The sequence below is a fragment of the Streptomyces sp. NBC_01788 genome (assembly GCF_035917575.1).
Taxonomy (GTDB): Bacteria; Actinomycetota; Actinomycetes; order Streptomycetales; family Streptomycetaceae; genus Streptomyces.
On record NZ_CP109090.1, the window covers coordinates 4,575,261 to 4,593,759 of the forward strand.

15 protein-coding genes are annotated in these 18,499 nt (G+C 69.7%); 14 read left to right on the forward strand and 1 reads right to left on the reverse strand.

Features of this window, described 5'->3' with window-relative positions; all coding sequences use genetic code 11:
* Window positions 1-3 precede the first annotated feature (3 nt).
* From OIE49_RS20785 to nuoN, 13 genes are read left to right on the forward strand one after another with little or no spacing between them, the layout of a single operon-like run.
* Window positions 4-558, forward strand: a complete 555-nt coding sequence (locus OIE49_RS20785; protein ID WP_006382209.1) for a NuoB/complex I 20 kDa subunit family protein — start codon at window positions 4-6, stop codon at window positions 556-558.
* A complete protein-coding gene (locus OIE49_RS20790) occupies window positions 555-1,325 on the forward strand; it encodes an NADH-quinone oxidoreductase subunit C (RefSeq protein ID WP_326803614.1) in 771 nt (256 codons plus the stop codon). The genes OIE49_RS20785 and OIE49_RS20790 overlap by 4 nt, the downstream gene beginning before the upstream one ends.
* On the forward strand, window positions 1,322-2,653 hold the full coding sequence (locus OIE49_RS20795) for an NADH-quinone oxidoreductase subunit D (RefSeq protein ID WP_100569669.1): 1,332 nt from the start codon (window positions 1,322-1,324) through the stop codon (window positions 2,651-2,653). The genes OIE49_RS20790 and OIE49_RS20795 overlap by 4 nt, the downstream gene beginning before the upstream one ends.
* Complete coding sequence (gene nuoE / locus OIE49_RS20800) at window positions 2,650-3,534, forward strand: NADH-quinone oxidoreductase subunit NuoE (protein WP_326803615.1); 885 nt, start codon at window positions 2,650-2,652, stop codon at window positions 3,532-3,534. The genes OIE49_RS20795 and nuoE overlap by 4 nt, the downstream gene beginning before the upstream one ends.
* The gene (gene nuoF / locus OIE49_RS20805; protein ID WP_326803616.1) at window positions 3,531-4,877 is read left to right on the forward strand and encodes an NADH-quinone oxidoreductase subunit NuoF; all 1,347 of its coding nucleotides are present in this window, start codon (window positions 3,531-3,533) and stop codon (window positions 4,875-4,877) included. Before nuoE ends, nuoF begins: the two co-directional genes overlap by 4 nt.
* On the forward strand, window positions 4,874-7,378 hold the full coding sequence (locus OIE49_RS20810; protein ID WP_326803617.1) for an NADH-quinone oxidoreductase subunit G: 2,505 nt from the start codon (window positions 4,874-4,876) through the stop codon (window positions 7,376-7,378). Before nuoF ends, OIE49_RS20810 begins: the two co-directional genes overlap by 4 nt.
* Window positions 7,375-8,739: an NADH-quinone oxidoreductase subunit NuoH gene (gene nuoH / locus OIE49_RS20815; RefSeq protein ID WP_100569673.1), complete on the forward strand. Its 1,365-nt coding sequence runs from the start codon at window positions 7,375-7,377 to the stop codon at window positions 8,737-8,739. Before OIE49_RS20810 ends, nuoH begins: the two co-directional genes overlap by 4 nt.
* A complete protein-coding gene (nuoI, locus tag OIE49_RS20820; RefSeq protein WP_100569674.1) occupies window positions 8,732-9,334 on the forward strand; it encodes an NADH-quinone oxidoreductase subunit NuoI in 603 nt (200 codons plus the stop codon). The genes nuoH and nuoI overlap by 8 nt, the downstream gene beginning before the upstream one ends.
* Window positions 9,331-10,173 carry an NADH-quinone oxidoreductase subunit J gene (locus tag OIE49_RS20825; protein WP_326803618.1) on the forward strand — a complete coding sequence of 281 codons (843 nt, stop codon included), beginning with the start codon at window positions 9,331-9,333 and terminating at the stop codon, window positions 10,171-10,173. The genes nuoI and OIE49_RS20825 overlap by 4 nt, the downstream gene beginning before the upstream one ends.
* On the forward strand, window positions 10,170-10,469 hold the full coding sequence (gene nuoK, locus OIE49_RS20830; RefSeq protein ID WP_100569676.1) for an NADH-quinone oxidoreductase subunit NuoK: 300 nt from the start codon (window positions 10,170-10,172) through the stop codon (window positions 10,467-10,469). The genes OIE49_RS20825 and nuoK overlap by 4 nt, the downstream gene beginning before the upstream one ends.
* A 15-nt stretch (window positions 10,470-10,484) precedes the next feature.
* The gene (nuoL, locus tag OIE49_RS20835; protein WP_326803620.1) at window positions 10,485-12,398 is read left to right on the forward strand and encodes an NADH-quinone oxidoreductase subunit L; all 1,914 of its coding nucleotides are present in this window, start codon (window positions 10,485-10,487) and stop codon (window positions 12,396-12,398) included.
* A 5-nt stretch (window positions 12,399-12,403) separates the two neighbouring features.
* Window positions 12,404-13,975 (forward strand): NADH-quinone oxidoreductase subunit M, encoded by a 1,572-nt coding sequence (locus tag OIE49_RS20840; protein WP_326803621.1) that lies wholly within the window; start codon window positions 12,404-12,406, stop codon window positions 13,973-13,975.
* Entirely contained in the window at window positions 13,972-15,621 is a 1,650-nt protein-coding gene (gene nuoN / locus OIE49_RS20845; RefSeq protein ID WP_326803622.1) for an NADH-quinone oxidoreductase subunit NuoN, read from the forward strand. Before OIE49_RS20840 ends, nuoN begins: the two co-directional genes overlap by 4 nt.
* Window positions 15,622-15,691: 70 nt before the next feature.
* Here nuoN and OIE49_RS20850 read toward each other — a convergent pair whose 3' ends face one another.
* Window positions 15,692-16,306, reverse strand: a complete 615-nt coding sequence (locus tag OIE49_RS20850) for a Uma2 family endonuclease (RefSeq protein WP_326803623.1) — start codon at window positions 16,304-16,306, stop codon at window positions 15,692-15,694.
* Between the two features lie 189 nt (window positions 16,307-16,495).
* Between OIE49_RS20850 and recQ the strand changes: the two genes are divergently transcribed.
* A complete protein-coding gene (gene recQ, locus OIE49_RS20855) occupies window positions 16,496-18,484 on the forward strand; it encodes a DNA helicase RecQ (protein WP_326803625.1) in 1,989 nt (662 codons plus the stop codon).
* Window positions 18,485-18,499 lie beyond the last annotated feature (15 nt).

Sequence of the window (18,499 nt, forward strand, 5' to 3'; positions counted from 1 at the left end):
GACATGGGACTCGAAGAAAAGCTGCCGAGCGGCTTCCTGCTGACCACCGTCGAGCAGGCCGCGGGCTGGGTGCGCAAGGCGTCCGTCTTCCCGGCCACTTTCGGCCTCGCCTGCTGCGCGATCGAGATGATGACCACCGGCGCCGGGCGCTACGACCTGGCGCGCTTCGGCATGGAGGTCTTCCGGGGTTCGCCCCGCCAGGCGGACCTGATGATCGTGGCCGGCCGGGTCAGCCAGAAGATGGCGCCGGTCCTCAGGCAGGTCTACGACCAGATGCCCAACCCCAAGTGGGTGATCTCGATGGGCGTGTGCGCCTCCTCGGGCGGCATGTTCAACAACTACGCGATCGTCCAGGGCGTCGACCACATCGTTCCGGTCGACATCTACCTGCCGGGCTGTCCGCCGCGGCCCGAGATGCTGATCGACGCGATCCTCAAGCTGCACCAGAAGATCCAGTCCTCCAAGCTCGGCGTGAACGCCGAGGAGGCCGCCCGCGAGGCGGAGGAGGCCGCGCTCAAGGCCCTGCCCACGATCGAGATGAAGGGGCTGCTGCGATGAGCGACGGACACGGCAAGGACGTCAACGGGTCCGCGAACGGGGTGAACCCGGAGAAGGACCTGTCCGCCGGTAACCTTCCCGGCCGGCGGGGCCAGGGCGGTGAGGAGATCCGCGTCCAGCGCGGCATGTTCGGCGCCGACAACGGCGGCGACACCTCCGGCTACGGCGGGCTGGTCCGCTCGGTCCGGCTCCCGGGTCCGGCGAGCCGCCCCTACGGCGGCCCCGGCGGAGCCTTCGACGAGATCGCCGACGAACTCGAGGGCGCGCTGGAGGAACAGGGACTCCTCCCGGAGAACGCGATCGAGAAGACGATCGTCGACCGCGGCGAACTGACCTTCCACATCGAGCGCGAGCACCTGGTGCGCGTCGCCCGCACCCTGCGCGACGACCCCGCCCTGCGCTTCGAGCTGTGCACCGGCGTCAGCGGCGTCCACTACCCGCAGGACAAGGGCCGCGAGCTGCACGCCGTGTACCACCTGCGCTCGATCACCCACAACCGGCTGGTCCGGCTGGAGGTCAGCGCCCCCGACGCCGACCCGCACATCCCGTCGCTGGTCCCCGTCTACCCGACCAACGACTGGCACGAGCGCGAGACCTACGACTTCTTCGGAATCGTCTTCGACGGCCACCCGGCCCTGACGCGGATCATGATGCCGGACGACTGGCAGGGCCATCCGCAGCGCAAGGACTACCCCCTCGGCGGCATCCCCGTCGAGTACAAGGGCGCCCAGATCCCGGCTCCGGACCAGCGGAGGTCGTACTCATGAGCACGCACACCCCGTCGTCGTCCTCCGCGCGCGAGACGACCGAGGGCACGGTCTACACGGTCACCGGTGGCGACTGGGACGAGGTCGCCCGGTCCGCGGCCCGCGCGGACGACGAGCGCATCGTCGTCAACATGGGTCCCCAGCACCCCTCGACCCACGGCGTGCTCCGGCTGATCCTGGAGATCGACGGCGAGACGGTCACCGAGGCCCGCTGCGGCATCGGCTATCTGCACACCGGCATCGAGAAGAACATCGAGTTCCGCACGTGGACGCAGGGCACCACCTTCGTCACGCGCATGGACTACCTGACGTCCTTCTTCAACGAGACCGCCTACTGCCTCGCCGTCGAGAAACTCCTCGGCATCGAGGACCAGATCACCGAACGCGCCAAGATCATCCGGGTGCTCCTGATGGAGCTGAACCGGCTCTCCTCCCACCTGGTGTGCATCGCCACCGGCGGCATGGAACTCGGCGCCACCACGATCATGATCTACGGATTCCGTGATCGTGAAATGATTCTCGACCTCTACGAGCTCATCACCGGCCTGCGGATGAACCACGCGTACATCCGGCCCGGCGGACTCGCCCAGGACCTGCCGCCCGGCGCGGTGGACCAGATCCGCGAGTTCGTGAAGAAGATGACGAAGAACCTCCCGGAGTACGACAAGCTCGCCACCGGGAACCCCATCTTCAAGGCCCGTATGCAGGACGTCGGCTACCTCGACCTGGCCGGCTGCATGGCCCTCGGCGCCACCGGCCCGATCCTGCGCTCCACCGGCCTGCCGCACGACCTGCGCAAGACCCAGCCCTACTGCGGCTACGAGACGTACGACTTCGACATCCCGACCGCCGACACCTGCGACTCCTACGGCCGCTTCCTGATCCGCCTGGAGGAGATGCGCCAGTCGCTCAGGATCGTCGAGCAGTGCCTGGACCGGCTGGAGCCGGGCCCGGTCATGGTCGCCGACAAGAAGATCGCCTGGCCGGCCCAGCTCGCCCTGGGACCGGACGGACTCGGCAACTCCCTGGACCACATCAAGAAGATCATGGGCACCTCCATGGAGGCCCTGATCCACCACTTCAAGCTGGTCACCGAGGGCTTCCGCGTCCCGCCGGGACAGGCGTACGCGGCGGTCGAGTCGCCCAAGGGCGAACTCGGGGTGCACGTCGTCTCCGACGGAGGCACCCGCCCCTACCGGGTCCACTTCCGGGACCCGTCCTTCACCAACCTTCAGGCGATGGCGGCGATGTGCGAGGGCGGCCAGGTCGCCGACGTCATCGTCGCCGTCGCGTCCATCGATCCCGTGATGGGAGGCGTCGACCGGTGACCACCAGTTCTTCGGAGCAGGGCGTCAGCCTGGGCATGCCCGAACTGCCCGCGCCCGACTACCCGGACGACGTCCGTACCCGGCTCGAACGGGACGCGCGCGAGATCATCGCCCGCTACCCGGACTCCCGGTCCGCCCTCCTGCCGCTGCTGCACCTGGTCCAGTCGGAGGAGGGGCACGTCACGCGCACCGGGATGCGGTTCTGCGCGGACGTGCTCGGCCTGACCACGGCCGAGGTCACCGCGGTCGCCACCTTCTACACCATGTACCGGCGCAAGCCGTCCGGCGACTACCAGGTGGGCGTCTGCACCAACACCCTGTGCGCCGTGATGGGCGGCGACGCCATCTTCGAGGCCCTCCAGGAGCACCTCGGCGTCGGCAACGGCGAGACCACCGACGACGGCAAGGTCACCCTGGAGCACATCGAGTGCAACGCGGCCTGCGACTACGCGCCGGTCGTGATGGTCAACTGGGAGTTCTTCGACAACCAGACCCCGGCGAGCATCAAGCGCCTGGTCGACGACCTGCGCGCGGGACGGCCGGTGACACCCACGCGCGGCGCGCCCCTGTGCACGTTCAAGGAGACCGCCCGGATCCTGGCCGGCTTCCCCGACGAGCGCGAAGGGGCGACGGAGTCCGGCGGCAGCGCGGGACCCGCCTCGCTGGTGGGCCTTCGCCTGGCCAAGGGAGAGGCCGCACCCGCGCGCGTGGTCCACCCGCGCGACGGCGGACCGCAGGACGCCGACCCGCAGGACGCCGTGCACCAGCCGTCGCCGACCGAGCACCTGAGCTCGCACGACGCGCCCGAGGACACATCGGCATCCGACCCGTCCCACCCGGCGGGACCTGTCGGAGACGTCGGAGAGGAGGGGGAGGGATGACCTTGGCACCGGAGATCGACGAGAGCAGCCCGGAGAAGCTGCTCGTACCCGTGCTGTCCGCCTTCTGGGACGAGGACAGGTCCTGGACGATGGACGTGTACCGAAGGCACGAGGGGTACGAAGGACTGCGCAAGGCGCTCGCCATGTCGCCGGACGACGTGATCGCGTACGTCAAGGACTCCGGTCTGCGCGGCCGCGGCGGCGCCGGATTCCCGACCGGAATGAAGTGGCAGTTCATTCCCCAGGGCGATGGCAAACCGCACTATCTTGTTGTCAACGCCGACGAATCGGAACCCGGGACCTGCAAGGACATCCCGCTCCTCTTCGCGAACCCGCACAGCCTCATCGAGGGCATCGTCATCGCGTGCTACGCCATCAGGTCGTCGCATGCCTTCATCTATCTGCGGGGCGAAGTCGTCCCCGTACTGCGGCGGTTGCACGAGGCCGTGCGCGAGGCCTACGCGGCCGGCTATCTCGGCGAGAACATCCTGGGCAGCGGCCTCGACCTCGAACTCACCGTGCACGCCGGCGCCGGCGCGTACATCTGCGGTGAGGAGACCGCACTGCTGGACTCGCTCGAAGGCCGCCGCGGCCAACCGCGGCTGCGTCCTCCCTTCCCTGCCGTCGCGGGCCTCTACGCGTGCCCCACTGTGGTGAACAACGTCGAGTCCATCGCGTCGGTTCCCGCGATCCTGAACAACGGCAAGGACTGGTTCAGGTCGATGGGCAGCGAGAAGTCCCCGGGCTTCACGCTCTACTCCCTCAGCGGCCATGTCGCGAGCCCCGGCCAGTACGAGGCCCCGCTCGGCATCACACTGCGTCAGCTGCTCGACATGAGCGGCGGAATGCGCCCCGGACACCGGCTGAAGTTCTGGACGCCGGGCGGCTCCTCGACGCCGATGTTCACCGACGAGCACCTCGACGTCCCGCTCGACTACGAGGGAGTGGGCGCCGCGGGCTCGATGCTCGGCACCAAGGCCCTCCAGTGTTTCGACGAGACCACCTGCGTGGTGCGGGCCGTGACCCGGTGGACCGAGTTCTACGCCCACGAGTCCTGCGGCAAGTGCACACCGTGCCGCGAAGGAACGTACTGGCTGGTGCAGTTGCTGCGGGACATCGAGGCCGGCAAGGGCGCGATGTCCGACCTCGACAAGCTGAACGACATCGCCGACAACATCAACGGCAAGTCCTTCTGCGCCCTCGGTGACGGCGCCGCCTCCCCGATCTTCTCCTCCCTGAAGTTCTTCCGCGAGGAGTACGAGCAGCACATCACGGGCCGGGGCTGCCCCTTCGACCCGGCCAAGTCCACGGCCTGGGCCGATCGCACGGAGGTGAACCCATGACCGTGACCACCAACGCTCCCGCGGGCGGGGGAGAGGCGGCGGTCCCGCCGGAAGATCTCGTGACGCTGACGATCGACGGGGCCGAGATCAGCGTGCCCAAGGGCACCCTGGTCATCCGGGCCGCCGAACAGCTCGGCATCGAGATCCCCCGGTTCTGCGACCACCCCCTGCTCGACCCGGTCGGCGCCTGCCGCCAGTGCATCGTCGAGGTCGAGGGCCAGCGCAAGCCGATGGCCTCCTGCACGATCACCTGCACGGACGGCATGGTCGTCAGGACCCAGCTCACCTCGCCCGTCGCCGAGAAGGCCCAGCACGGCGTGATGGAGCTGCTGCTCATCAACCACCCGCTGGACTGCCCGGTCTGCGACAAGGGCGGCGAGTGCCCGCTGCAGAACCAGGCCATGTCGCACGGCAACGCCGAGTCCCGCTTCGAAGGGAAGAAGCGGACCTACGAGAAGCCCGTGCCGATCTCCACGCAGGTGCTGCTCGACCGGGAGCGGTGCGTGCTGTGCGCCCGCTGCACCCGGTTCTCCAACCAGGTCGCCGGCGACCCGATGATCGAGCTGATCGAGCGGGGCGCGCTCCAGCAGGTCGGCACCGGTGAGGGCGACCCCTTCGAGTCGTACTTCTCCGGCAACACCATCCAGATCTGCCCGGTGGGGGCGCTCACCTCGGCGGCGTACCGCTTCCGCTCCCGTCCTTTCGACCTGGTCTCCTCGCCGTCGGTGTGCGAGCACTGCTCGGGCGGCTGCGCCACCCGCACCGACCACCGGCGCGGCAAGGTCATGCGGCGGCTCGCCGCCAACGACCCCGAGGTCAACGAGGAGTGGATGTGCGACAAGGGGCGCTTCGCGTTCCGGTACGCACAGCAGAAGGACCGGCTCACCACGCCCCTGGTGCGCAACCCCGAGGGCGAGCTGGTGCCGGCGTCCTGGACGGAGGCGCTGGAGATCGCCGCCCAGGGCCTGCTCGCCTCGCGCGGGCGGACCGGTGTCCTCACCGGCGGCCGGCTCACCGTCGAGGACGCCTACGCCTACAGCAAGTTCGCGCGCGTGGCGCTGGACACCAACGACATCGACTTCCGCGCGCGCGTGCACAGCGGTGAGGAGGCAGACTTCCTCGCCGCCCGGATCGCCGGACGCGGCCGCGACCTCGACGGCACCGGTGTCACGTACACCGCGCTGGAGAAGGCGCCCGCCGTGCTGCTCGTCGGGTTCGAGTCCGAGGAGGAGGCGCCCGGCGTCTTCCTCCGGCTGCGCAAGGCCTGGCGCAAGCACGGGCAGAAGGTGTTCGCGCTGGCCACGCACGCCACGCGGGGCCTGGAGAAGGCGGGCGGGACCCTGCTGCCCGCCGCGCCCGGCACCGAGCACGAGTGGCTGGACGCGCTGGCGGGCGGCGTCGGACTCCAGGACGACGGCACCCGGGCCGCCGAGGCCCTGCGGGCCGAGGGCTCGGTCATCGTCGTGGGCGAGCGGCTCGCGTCGGTCGCCGGCGGCCTGACCGCCGCTGTACGGGCCTCCGCCGCGACCGGCGCACGGCTGGTGTGGATCCCGCGCCGGGCCGGCGAGCGCGGCGCGGTCGAGGCCGGCGCGCTGCCGTCGCTGCTGCCGGGCGGGCGCCCGGCCACCGACCCGCGCGCGCGGGAGGAGGTCGCCGCGCTCTGGGGCGTCGCCGACCTCCCGCACCGCTACGGCCGCGACACCGGGCAGATGATCGAGGCCGCGGCCTCGGGCCGGCTGCAGGCCCTGCTCGTCGCCGGAGTGGAGGTCGCCGACCTGCCCGATCCGGCACGCGCGCGTGCGGCCCTGTCCGAGGCGGGTTTCGTGGTGTCGCTCGAACTGCGGCCCAGCGAGGTCACCGAACACGCGGACGTGGTCCTGCCCGTAGCCGCCGTCGCCGAGAAGGCCGGCACCTTCCTCAACTGGGAGGGCAGGGTCCGCCTCTTCGAGGCCGCGCTCAAGCCGGAGCAGATGACCCGCACCCTGTCGCCCACCGACGCGCGCGTGCTGCAGATGCTGGCCGACGCCATGGACGTCCACCTGGGTCTGCCGGACCTGCGGACCGTGCGCGCGGAGCTGGACCGGCTGGGCGCCTGGACCGGACCGCGCGCCGCGGACCCGGCACACAGCGCGGACACGGCACCGCGCCCGGCCGCCGGGGAGGCCCTGCTCGCGGGGCACCGGCTGCTGCTCGACCAGGGTCTCCTCCAGGAGGGCGACGACGCGCTCGCCGGCACCCGGCACGCCGCACGCGCACGCGTGTCGGCCGCCACGGCCGCCGAGGCGGGCGTCGCGGACTCCGCCGTGCTGGCCGTGACCGGTCCCGCCGGAACGGTCGAACTCCCGCTGGAGATCACCGAGATGCCCGACCGGGTGGTGTGGCTCCCGCTGAACTCCGTCGGCGGGGGCGTCGCCTCCGACACGGGGGCGCTGCCCGGCTCCCTCGTCCGCATCGGCCCGGCGACGTCCTCGACCGAGGCCCCCAAGGAGGTGGAGGCATGAGCCCGTACCTCGCCGCTGAGAACCTGTCGATGTTCGGCACCGATCCCTGGTGGCTGGTCGTCGTCAAGGCGGTGTTCTGCTTCGCCTTCCTGATGGTGACGGTGCTGTTCTCCATCGTCTGGGAGCGCAAGGTCGTCGCCTGGATGCAGCTGCGCATCGGCCCCAACCGGCACGGGCCCTGGGGCATGCTCCAGTCGCTCGCCGACGGCATCAAGCTGATGCTCAAGGAAGACGTCGTCGTCAAGCGCGCGGACAAGGTGGTCTACGTCCTCGCGCCGATCGTCGCGGCCATCCCGGCCTTCATGGCGATCGCCGTGATCCCCTTCGGACCGGCGAACAACGAGGTCTCGATCTTCGGTCACCGCACCGCGATGCAGCTGACCGACCTGCCGATCGCGATGCTCTACATCCTCGCGGTCGCCTCCGTCGGCATCTACGGCATCGTGCTGGCGGGCTGGAGCTCCGGATCGACCTACCCGCTCCTGGGGGGCCTGCGGTCCTGCGCGCAGATGATCTCCTACGAGATCGCCATGGGCGCCGCGTTCGCCTCGGTCTTCCTGTACTCGGGCTCGATGTCCACGTCGACGATCGTCGAGCAGCAGCACGACCGCTGGTACATCCTGCTGCTGCCGGTCTCCTTCCTCCTCTACATCGTCACGATGGTGGGGGAGACCAACCGCGCGCCGTTCGACATGCCGGAGTCCGAGGGCGACCTGGTCGGCGGCTTCAACACCGAGTACTCGTCGATCAAGTTCGCGATGTTCATGCTCGCCGAGTACGTGAACATGGTGACGGTCTCCGCGGTGGCGACCACGCTCTTCCTCGGCGGCTGGCGGGCCCCCTGGCCGATCAGCACCTTCTGGGAGGGCGCCAACCACGGCTGGTGGCCGCTGCTCTGGTTCGTGATCAAGGTCCAGCTGCTGTTGTTCGGCTTCATCTGGCTGCGCGGCACGCTCCCGCGGGTCCGCTACGACCAGCTGATGAAGCTCGGCTGGAAGGTCCTCATCCCGGTCTCCGTGGTCTGGCTGATGCTCGTCGCGACCGTCAGGGTCCTGCGCAACGAGAACTACGGCTTCGCCGACATCGCCCTCTACGTCGCCGGTGCCGTGCTGACGGTGCTGGTCCTGTCGTTCGTCGTCGACATGTTCCGCGAGCGCACGAAGACCGAGGAGAAGCCCGAGGCCGGGCCGGCCGCCTTCGACGCGATGGCCGGTGGATTCCCCGTACCGCCGCTGCCGGGGCAGGAGCTGCCGCCGGTGCCGCGGCGCCGCTCGCGCCGCGAGCGGGAGTTGATTGTCAGTGGCGGGTCGGACACTGCCAGTGACGGACCTCTGGATGGAAAGGAGGCGTCCGATGGCTGAGGAGCCCAAGGAGACCAAACCCGGTTTCCTGAACCCCGTGGCCGGCTTCGGCGTGACCTTCAAGGCCATGTTCAAGAAGCGGCTGACCGAGCAGTACCCGGAGCAGCAGAAGACCACGGCTCCGCGCTTCCACGGACGGCACCAGCTCAACCGCCATCCGGACGGCCTGGAGAAGTGCGTCGGCTGCGAGCTGTGCGCCTGGGCCTGCCCCGCCGACGCCATCTATGTTGAGGGCGCCGACAACACCGACGAGGAGCGCTACTCGCCGGGCGAGCGGTACGGGCGCGTGTACCAGATCAACTACGCCCGCTGCATCCTGTGCGGCCTGTGCATCGAGGCGTGCCCCACGCGCGCGCTGACGATGACCAACGAGTTCGAACTTGCCGACTCCAGCCGCGCCAACCTCATCTACACCAAGGAGCAGCTGCTCGCCGGTCTCGAAGAGGGCATGGTCGACACACCGCACGCCATCTACCCGGGCACGGACGAGCAGGACTACTACCGGGGCCTGGTGACGGAGGCCGCGCCGGGCACGGTGCGTCAGGTCGCCGTCTCCAAGGGCGAGAAGCCAGAGGAGCAGGGGGCTGACGCATGAGCGCGCAGCTCGCCGCCTACTCCACCTCCACCGGAGAGGCCTTCCAGTTCTGGGTACTCGGCACCGTCGCGGTGATCGGCGCCCTGTGCACCGTCTTCATGAAGAGGGCCGTGCACAGCGCGCTGTGCCTGGCGGCCACCATGATCGTCCTGGCGGTGTTCTACCTCACCAACGGCGCCTACTTCCTGGGCATCGTGCAGATCGTCGTCTACACCGGCGCGATCATGATGCTGTTCCTGTTCGTGGTGATGCTTGTCGGCGTGACCGCCGCGGACTCCCTGAAGGAGACCATCAAGGGCCAGCGCTGGCTGGCCCTGTTGTGTGGGCTCGGCTTCGGCATCCTGCTGATCGCGGGCATCTCCAACGCCTCCCTGAAGGAGTTCAACGGCACCGGCCACGCCAACGCGGGCGGTAACGTGGAGGGCCTGGCCTCCCTCCTCTTCACTCGTTACGTCTTCGCCTTCGAACTCACCGGCGCGCTGCTGATCACGGCCACGGTCGGCGCCATGGTGCTCACCCACCGGGAGCGCACCGAGCGGGCCAGGACCCAGCGCGAGCTGGCCGAGCAGCGCGTGCGCGAGGGACGGCACGTGCCGCCGCTGCCGGCGCCCGGCGTGTACGCCCGGCACAACGCCGTGGACATCGCCGGGCTGCTGCCCGACGGCACCCCGTCCGAGCTCACCGTCAGCAAGACGCTGCGCGAGCGCGGGCAGATCCGCGACGTATCGGCCGAGGCGCTCAACGACCTCAAGGCCCTGGAGCAGCGCGCCGCGGAACGCCTGGAGCGTACCGAGATCGAGCCGACGGCCTTCAAGCGGCCCGAGGAGGCGTCGAAGTGAACCCTGTGAACTACCTCTACCTCGCCGCCCTGCTGTTCACGATCGGCGCCACCGGTGTGCTGATCCGGCGCAACGCCATCGTGGTCTTCATGTGCATCGAGTTGATGCTGAACGCCTGCAACCTCGCGCTCGTCACCTTCTCCCGGATGCACGGCAACCTCGACGGCCAGATCATCGCGTTCTTCACGATGGTCGTCGCCGCAGCGGAGGTCGTGGTCGGGCTCGCGATCATCGTGTCGGTGTTCCGTTCCCGCCACTCGGCCTCGGTCGACGACGCCAGCCTGATGAAGCTGTAAGGGGTCGGAGTAATCGTGGAGAACCTGATTGCGCTGCTGATCGCGGCGCCCCTGCTCGGAGCGGCCGTCCTCCTGGTCGGCGGCCGGCGGCTCGACGCCGTCGGCCACTGGCTCGGCACCCTGCTCGCGGCCGTCTCCTTCGTGATCGGCCTGGTCCTCTTCGCCGACCTGCTCGGCCGGAGCGCGGACCAGCGGACCCTGACCCAGCACCTGTTCAGCTGGATCCCGGTGTCCGGCTTCCAGGCGGACATCACGTTCCGGCTCGACCAGCTGTCGATGACGTTCGTCCTGCTGATCACCGGCGTCGGCTCGCTGATCCACCTGTACTCGGTCGCGTACATGGAGCACGACGAGCGGCGCCGCCGCTTCTTCGGCTACCTCAACCTGTTCCTCGCGGCGATGCTGCTGCTCGTCCTCGCCGACAACTACCTGCTGCTGTACGTCGGCTGGGAGGGCGTCGGTCTCGCCTCCTACCTGCTGATCGGCTTCTGGCAGCACAAGCCCAGCGCGGCGACCGCGGCGAAGAAGGCCTTCCTGGTCAACCGGGTCGGCGACATGGGCCTGTCCATCGCGATCATGCTGATGTTCGCGACGTTCGGGACCTTCGCCTTCGGCCCGCTGCTCGGCACCCACGCCGAACCCGGTCTCGTGGGCGGCGCCACCGAGGGCAAGCTCACCGCCATCGCGCTGATGCTGCTGCTCGCCGCGTGCGGCAAGTCCGCCCAGGTGCCGCTGCAGTCCTGGCTCGGGGACGCGATGGAGGGCCCGACCCCGGTCTCGGCCCTCATCCACGCCGCGACGATGGTGACGGCGGGCGTCTACCTCATCGTCCGCTCCGCCGCGATCTTCAACGCGGCGCCGAACGCGCAGCTCGTGGTCACCGTCGTCGGCGCGGTCACGCTGCTGTTCGGTGCGATCGTCGGTTGCGCGAAGGACGACATCAAGAAGGCGCTGGCCGGCTCGACCATGTCGCAGATCGGCTACATGGTGCTGGCCGCGGGCCTCGGCCCCATCGGCTACGTCTTCGCGATCATGCACCTGGTGACGCACGGCTTCTTCAAGGCCGGGCTGTTCCTCGGCGCCGGTTCGGTCATGCACGGCATGAACGACGAGGTGGACATGCGCAAGTACGGCGGTCTGCGCTCGTACATGCCGGTCACTTTCATCACCTTCGGCCTCGGCTACCTCGCCATCATCGGCTTCCCGGGCCTGTCCGGCTTCTTCTCCAAGGACAAGATCATCGAGGCGGCCTTCGCCAAGGGCGGCACCGAGGGCTGGATCCTCGGCGGCGCGGCCCTGCTGGGCGCGGCCATCACGGCGTTCTACATGACGCGCGTGATGCTGATGACGTTCTTCGGCGAGAAGCGCTGGCAGCCCGACGAGAACGGCAACGAGCCGCACCCGCACGAGTCGCCGAAGGCCATGACGATCCCGATGATCGTGCTGGCCGTCGGGTCGGTCCTGGGCGGCGCGTTCTTCAGCATCGGCGACCGCTTCCTGCACTGGCTGGAGCCGGTCACCGGGCACAGCGAGGGCAACTCTCCGCTCAGCGCGTGGACCGTCACCGGCGCGACGATGGTGTGCCTGGTCATCGGCGTGGCCATCGCCTGGGCCCAGTACGGCCGCAAGCCGGTCCCGGTCGTCGCCCCGCGCGGGTCGCTGCTCACCCGGGCCGCCCGGCGGGACCTGCTCCAGGACGACTTCAACCACGTCGTCCTGGTCCGCGGCGGCGAGCACCTCACGCGGTCCCTGGTCTACGTCGACCACACCCTGGTCGACGGAGTCGTCAACGGCACGGCGGCCTCGGTCGGCGGCCTGTCCGGGAGGATGCGCCGCCTCCAGAACGGCTTCGCGCGCTCCTATGCGGTCTCGATGTTCGGCGGTGCGGCACTCCTGGTCGCCGCGACCCTGCTGATGAGGGCGGTCTGATACCGATGTCCTTTCCTCTGCTGACAGCGACGGCGGTGCTCCCGGCCCTCGGGGCCGTCGCCACGGCGGCCGTGCCGGCCGCCCGGCGCACCGCCGCGAAGTGGCTCGCGCTGGTCGCCTCGCTGGCCACGCTCGCGCTGGCCGCCACCGTCCTGGTCCGCTTCGACCCGGGCGGCGCCCGTTACCAGCTCACCGAGTCCCACTCCTGGATCGCGTCGTTCGGCGTCAGGTACGAACTGGGCGTGGACGGCATCGGGGTGGCCCTGGTCGGGCTGACCGCCCTGCTCATCCCGTTCGTGATCCTGGCCGGCTGGCACGACGCCGACCCGCTGGAGACAGGAAGCCGCCGCTGGCGGCCGACACAGGGCTTCTTCGCGCTGATCCTGGCCGTCGAGGCGATGGTGATCATCTCCTTCGAGGCCACCGACGTCTTCCTCTTCTACATCTTCTTCGAAGCCATGCTGATCCCGATGTACTTCCTCATCGGCGGCTTCGGGGACCGTGCCCACGAGCACGGTGAGGAGACGGCGTCGACCCAGCGGTCGTACGCGGCGGTGAAGTTCCTCCTCTACAACCTCACCGGCGGTCTGATCATGCTGGCCGCGGTGATCGGGCTGTACGCGGTCGCCGGGAGCTTCTCGCTCTCCGAGATCGCGCAGGCGCGCGCCGGCGGCTCGCTGCACATGGCGACGAGCACCGAGCGGTGGCTGTTCCTCGGCTTCTTCTTCGCCTTCGCGGTGAAGGCGCCGCTGTGGCCGCTGCACACCTGGCTGCCCAACGCGATGCAGGAGTCCACCGCGCCGGTCGCCGTCCTCATCACCGCGGTCGTCGACAAGGTAGGCACCTTCGCGATGCTCCGCTTCTGCCTCCAGCTCTTCCCGGAGGCGAGCAAGTGGGCCACGCCGGCCATCCTCGTCCTCGCCCTGATCAGCATCATCTACGGGGCGCTGCTCGCCGTGGGCCAGCGGGACATCAAGCGCCTGATCGCGTACGCGTCGATCTCGCACTTCGGCTTCATCATCATGGGCATCTTCGCGATGACCAGCCAGGGCCAGTCCGGAGCGACGCTCTACATGGTCAACCACGGCCTGTCGACGGCCGTGCTGATGCTGATCGCCGGCTTCCTGATCTCCCGGCGCGGCTCCCGGCTCATCTCCGACTACGGCGGTGTGCAGAAGGTCGCCCCGGTGCTCGCAGGCACGTTCCTGATCGGTGGCCTCGCCACCCTGTCCCTGCCGGGACTCGCGCCCTTCGTGAGTGAGTTCCTCGTCCTGGTCGGCACGTTCACGCGCTACCCGGCGATCGGGATCGTCGCCACCCTCGGCATCGTGCTGGCCGCGCTGTACACGCTCGTCCTGTACCAGCGGACGATGACCGGTCCCGTGAAGCCGGAGGTCTCGGCGATGCCGGACCTGCGGGTGCGGGAACTGGTGGTCGTGGCCCCGCTGGTGGTGCTGCTGATCTTCCTGGGCGTCTATCCGAAGCCCGTCACGGACATCGTCAACCCGGCGGTCAAGCAGACCATGTCCGACGTACACAAGACCGACCCGAAGCCCGCAGTGGAGGCGGCCAAGTGAGCGGAGCAGCCGTCCACAGCCTGTGGACAACCGCGGCCGACCCGATCTCGAAGATCGAGGCGCCGAAGATCGAATACGGGCAGTTGTCGCCCACCCTGATCGTCGTGGGCGCGGCGATCGTCGGAATGCTCGTCGAGGCGTTCGTCCCGCGCAAGTCGCGCTACTACGCGCAGGTGTTCGTCTCCGTCGTCGCGTTCGCCGCGGCGTTCGCCGCGGTCGTCGCGCTCGCGGCGGACGGGTACGGCACCACCAAGTCGCACATCGCGGCCATGGGGGCCATCGCCGTCGACGGGCCCTCGCTCTTCCTCCAGGGCACGATCCTGCTGGCGAGCCTGGTCGCCCTGTTCACCTTCGCCGAACGGCGACTGGACCCGGAGGCGCACGGCAACCGCGTCGACTCCTTCGCCGCGCAGGCGTCGGCCGTACCGGGCGGCGAGAGCGAGAAGGCCGCGGTCAAGGCCGGGTTCACCACCACCGAGGTCTTCCCGCTGCTGCTCTTCGCGGTCGCCGGCATGCTGGTGTTCCCCTCGGCCAACGACCTGCTGACCCTGTTCGTGGCCCTGGAGGTCTTCTCCCTGCCGCTGTACCTCCTGTGCGCGCTGGCCCGCCGCAAGCGGCTCATGTCGCAGGAGGCCGCGGTCAAGTACTTCCTGCTGGGCGCCTTCGCCTCCGCGTTCACCCTGTTCGGCATCGCGCTGCTGTACGGGTACGCGGGCTCGGTGTCCTACGCCAGCATCGCGCAGGTCGTCGAGGGCAACGTGCCGAACCTCGACCCGGCGCTCGCGGGCACCATGGGCAACGACGTGCTGCTGCTCATCGGCGCCGCGATGGTCGTGATGGGCCTGCTGTTCAAGGTGGGCGCCGTCCCGTTCCACATGTGGACGCCGGACGTCTACCAGGGCGCTCCGACCCCGGTCACCGGGTTCATGGCGGCGGCGACCAAGGTGGCGGCCTTCGGCGCGCTGCTGCGGCTGCTGTACGTCGTCCTGCCGGGGATGCGCTGGGACTGGCGGCCGGTCATGTGGGGGGTCGCGATCATCACCATGCTGGGCGGTGCGATCGTCGCGATCACGCAGACCGACATCAAGCGGCTGCTCGCGTACTCGTCGATCGCCCACGCGGGCTTCATCCTCGCCGGTGTCATCGCGACCTCGAAGGACGGCGTCTCGTCCGTCCTCTTCTACCTGGCCGCCTACTCCTTCGTGACGATCGGCGCGTTCGCCGTGGTCACGCTGGTGCGCGACGCGGGCGGCGAGGCGACCCACCTGTCCAAGTGGGCGGGTCTCGGCCGGCGTTCCCCGCTGGTGGCGGCCGTGTTCGCGGTGTTCCTGCTGGCCTTCGCGGGCATTCCGCTGACCTCCGGCTTCGCCGGGAAGTTCGCGGTGTTCAAGGCGGCGGCCGAGGGCGGCGCGGTGCCGCTGGTCGTGATCGGTGTGATCTCGTCGGCGATCGCGGCCTTCTTCTACATCCGCGTCATCGTGCTGATGTTCTTCAGCGACCCCCACCCGGAGGGCCCGACGGTGGCGGTTCCGTCCCCGCTCACGATGACCGCGATCGGCGTGGGCGTGGCGGTCACGGTGGTCCTGGGCGTGGCCCCCCAGTACTTCCTGGACCTGGCGAACCAGGCGGGAGTGTTCGCACGCTGAGGCGGCTCCGGAACGCGGTGGCCCGGTCCCCTGGTGGGGGCCGGGCCACCGCGTTCCGCTGCGTGCGGACCTACCGGCCCCCGCCGTGGCGCGTCCTGATCCTTGTGAGGTCCAGGTCCACGGAGAACGGGGTGTCCACCTTCATCCGCTCCCTGAAGATGCCCACGCTGGTGTAGGCGCCGGTCGTCGGTTCCAGCTCGAAGGCATGCACAGCGGCGCGGCCGTTCTCGTTCTCGACCCGCCAGTAGTAAGGGATCTTCGCCCGCGCGTACTTCAGCGGCTTGGTCTCGCGGTCCCGGGAGACGGAGTCCGGATCGACGACCTCGACGGCCAGTACGACAGCCATCGCGGGAACGCGGGTCTGATCGTCACTGCTCAGAGCGTCGCTCCGGACAACGGCCACGTCCGTTTCTGGTCTGTTCTGCCGGTCGATGTCGACAGTGAACCTGCAGAGCGCCTCGAGCTCGGGCGGCGCGGCGCTGCCGAGCTCCCGGCCGAAGAAGCTCATCGTGCGCTCGTGAAAGACCGACTGCGGGCACGGAAGGACCAGACTCGCGTCGATCAACTGCGTGTGTGCCGGCAGGTTCGGGAGGCGGTCCAGGTCGTCAGCGGTCCATCCGCCCTCGGGGGGCACCGGCCAGGCGAGCTGGGCGGCCTTCGGCGCGGTGTTCGTCGGGGCTTCCACGGGAGGCAGTCTCGTGAGTGCGTTTCATGCTGTCGGCCGGCAATGGGCGAGGTTCCCTCCCACGTGTGAACGACTGCCTGTCGTTGATCTGGTGCGTCCGGGGGGAACCTGTGGACAACTCCGGGGCTGTCGGTTCGGGGCTCTATCGTGGAGGCAGTGGTTGAAGGACGGTGTGCGGGGGGCGGAGCGATGGGTGCGACGGGTGGTGTCACAGAGGTGTCGGTGACGGAGAGCGAGGCGCTGGCGACGCTGCGCCGGGTCTTCGGGTACGAGGACTTCCGGGGTGAGCAGGAAGCGGTCGTCGAGCATGTGGTGGCGGGCGGTGACGCCGTCGTGCTCATGCCCACCGGTGGCGGCAAGTCGCTGTGCTACCAGCTTCCGTCCCTGGTCAGACCCGGTACGGGCGTCGTGGTGTCGCCGCTCATCGCGCTGATGCAGGACCAGGTGGACGCGCTGCGGGCGCTGGGCGTGCGCGCCGGGTTCATGAACTCCACGCAGGACTTCGACGAGCGCCGGATGGTCGAGGCGGAGTTCCTGGCCGGCGAGCTCGACCTGCTCTACCTGGCACCGGAGCGGCTGCGCCTGGACGTCACGCTCGACCTGCTCTCCCGCGGCAAGATCTCCCTCTTCGCCATCGACGAGGCGCACTGCGTGTCCCAGTGGGGCCACGACTTCCGCCCCGACTACCTCGCGCTGTCCCTGCTGGGCGAGCGCTGGCCCGACGTGCCGCGGATCGCGCTCACCGCGACGGCCACCCACGCCACGCACCAGGAGATCACCCAGCGGCTGAACATGCCGCAGGCCCGGCACTTCGTAGCGAGCTTCGACCGGCCCAACATCCAGTACCGGATCGTGCCCAAGGCCGACGCCAAGAAGCAGCTGCTGGCCTTCCTGCGCCAGGAGCACCCGGGCGACGCGGGCATCGTGTACTGCCTGTCGCGCAATTCGGTGGAGAAGACGGCCGAGTTCCTCACCCGCAACGGCGTCGAGGCGGTGCCGTACCACGCGGGCCTGGACGCGGGCACCCGCGCGGCGCACCAGTCCTGCTTCCTGCGTGACGACGGCCTGGTCGTGGTCGCCACCATCGCCTTCGGCATGGGCATCGACAAGCCCGACGTCCGGTTCGTCGCCCACCTGGACCTGCCCAAGTCGGTGGAGGGCTACTACCAGGAGACGGGCCGCGCGGGCCGGGACGGCCAGCCGTCGACGGCCTGGATGGCCTACGGACTGAACGACGTCGTACAGCAGCGCAAGCTCATCCAGTCCGGTGAGGGCGACGAGGCGTTCCGCCGCCGCTCCCAGTCCCACCTGGACGCGATGCTCGCCCTGTGCGAGACGGCCCGGTGCCGCCGCGGCCAGCTCCTCGCCTACTTCGGCCAGGAGCCGGGCCAGGCCGGCTGCGGCAACTGCGACACCTGCCTGACCCCGCCCGAGACCTGGGACGGCACGGTCGCGGCCCAGAAGGTGCTGTCGACGGTGGTGCGGCTGAAGCGGGAGCGGGGACAGAAGTTCGGCGCGGGCCAGATCATCGACATCCTGCTCGGCAAGCGCACCGGCAAGGTGATCCAGTTCGACCACGACCAGCTGTCCGTGTTCGGCATCGGCGACGACCTTTCCGAGGGCGAATGGCGCGGTGTCGTACGGCAGTTGCTGGCGCAGGGGCTGCTCGCGGTCGAGGGCGAGTACGGCACGCTGGTGCTGACCGACCCCAGCGCGTCGGTGCTGCGCGGCGAGCGGGAGGTGCCGCTGCGCAAGGAGCCCAAGAAGCCGGCCGCCGCCCCGCGGGGTTCGGGTGCCCGGGACGACCGCAAGCCCAGGGCGGCGGCGGCCGAGCTGCCCGAGGAACTGCTGCCCGCCTTCGAGGCCCTGCGCGCCTGGCGCGCCGAACAGGCCCGTGAGCAGGGTGTCCCGGCGTACGTCATCTTCCACGACGCCACCCTCCGGGAGATCGTCGCGCTCCGGCCGACGTCCGTGGCACAGCTCGGCACGGTCGGCGGCGTCGGCGAGAAGAAACTGGCGACGTACGGGGAAGGCGTGCTCGCCGTACTGGAGTCGCTGGCCGGCCCGTCCGGCGACTCGACGGCCGGGACGGGGACGGCCGGATCAGGAACGGCCGGCACGGGTGAGCCGGAACCGTGGGAGGACCTGCCCGAGCCGGAACCGGACGACTGGATGTAGCCGGCTGGAGACCGC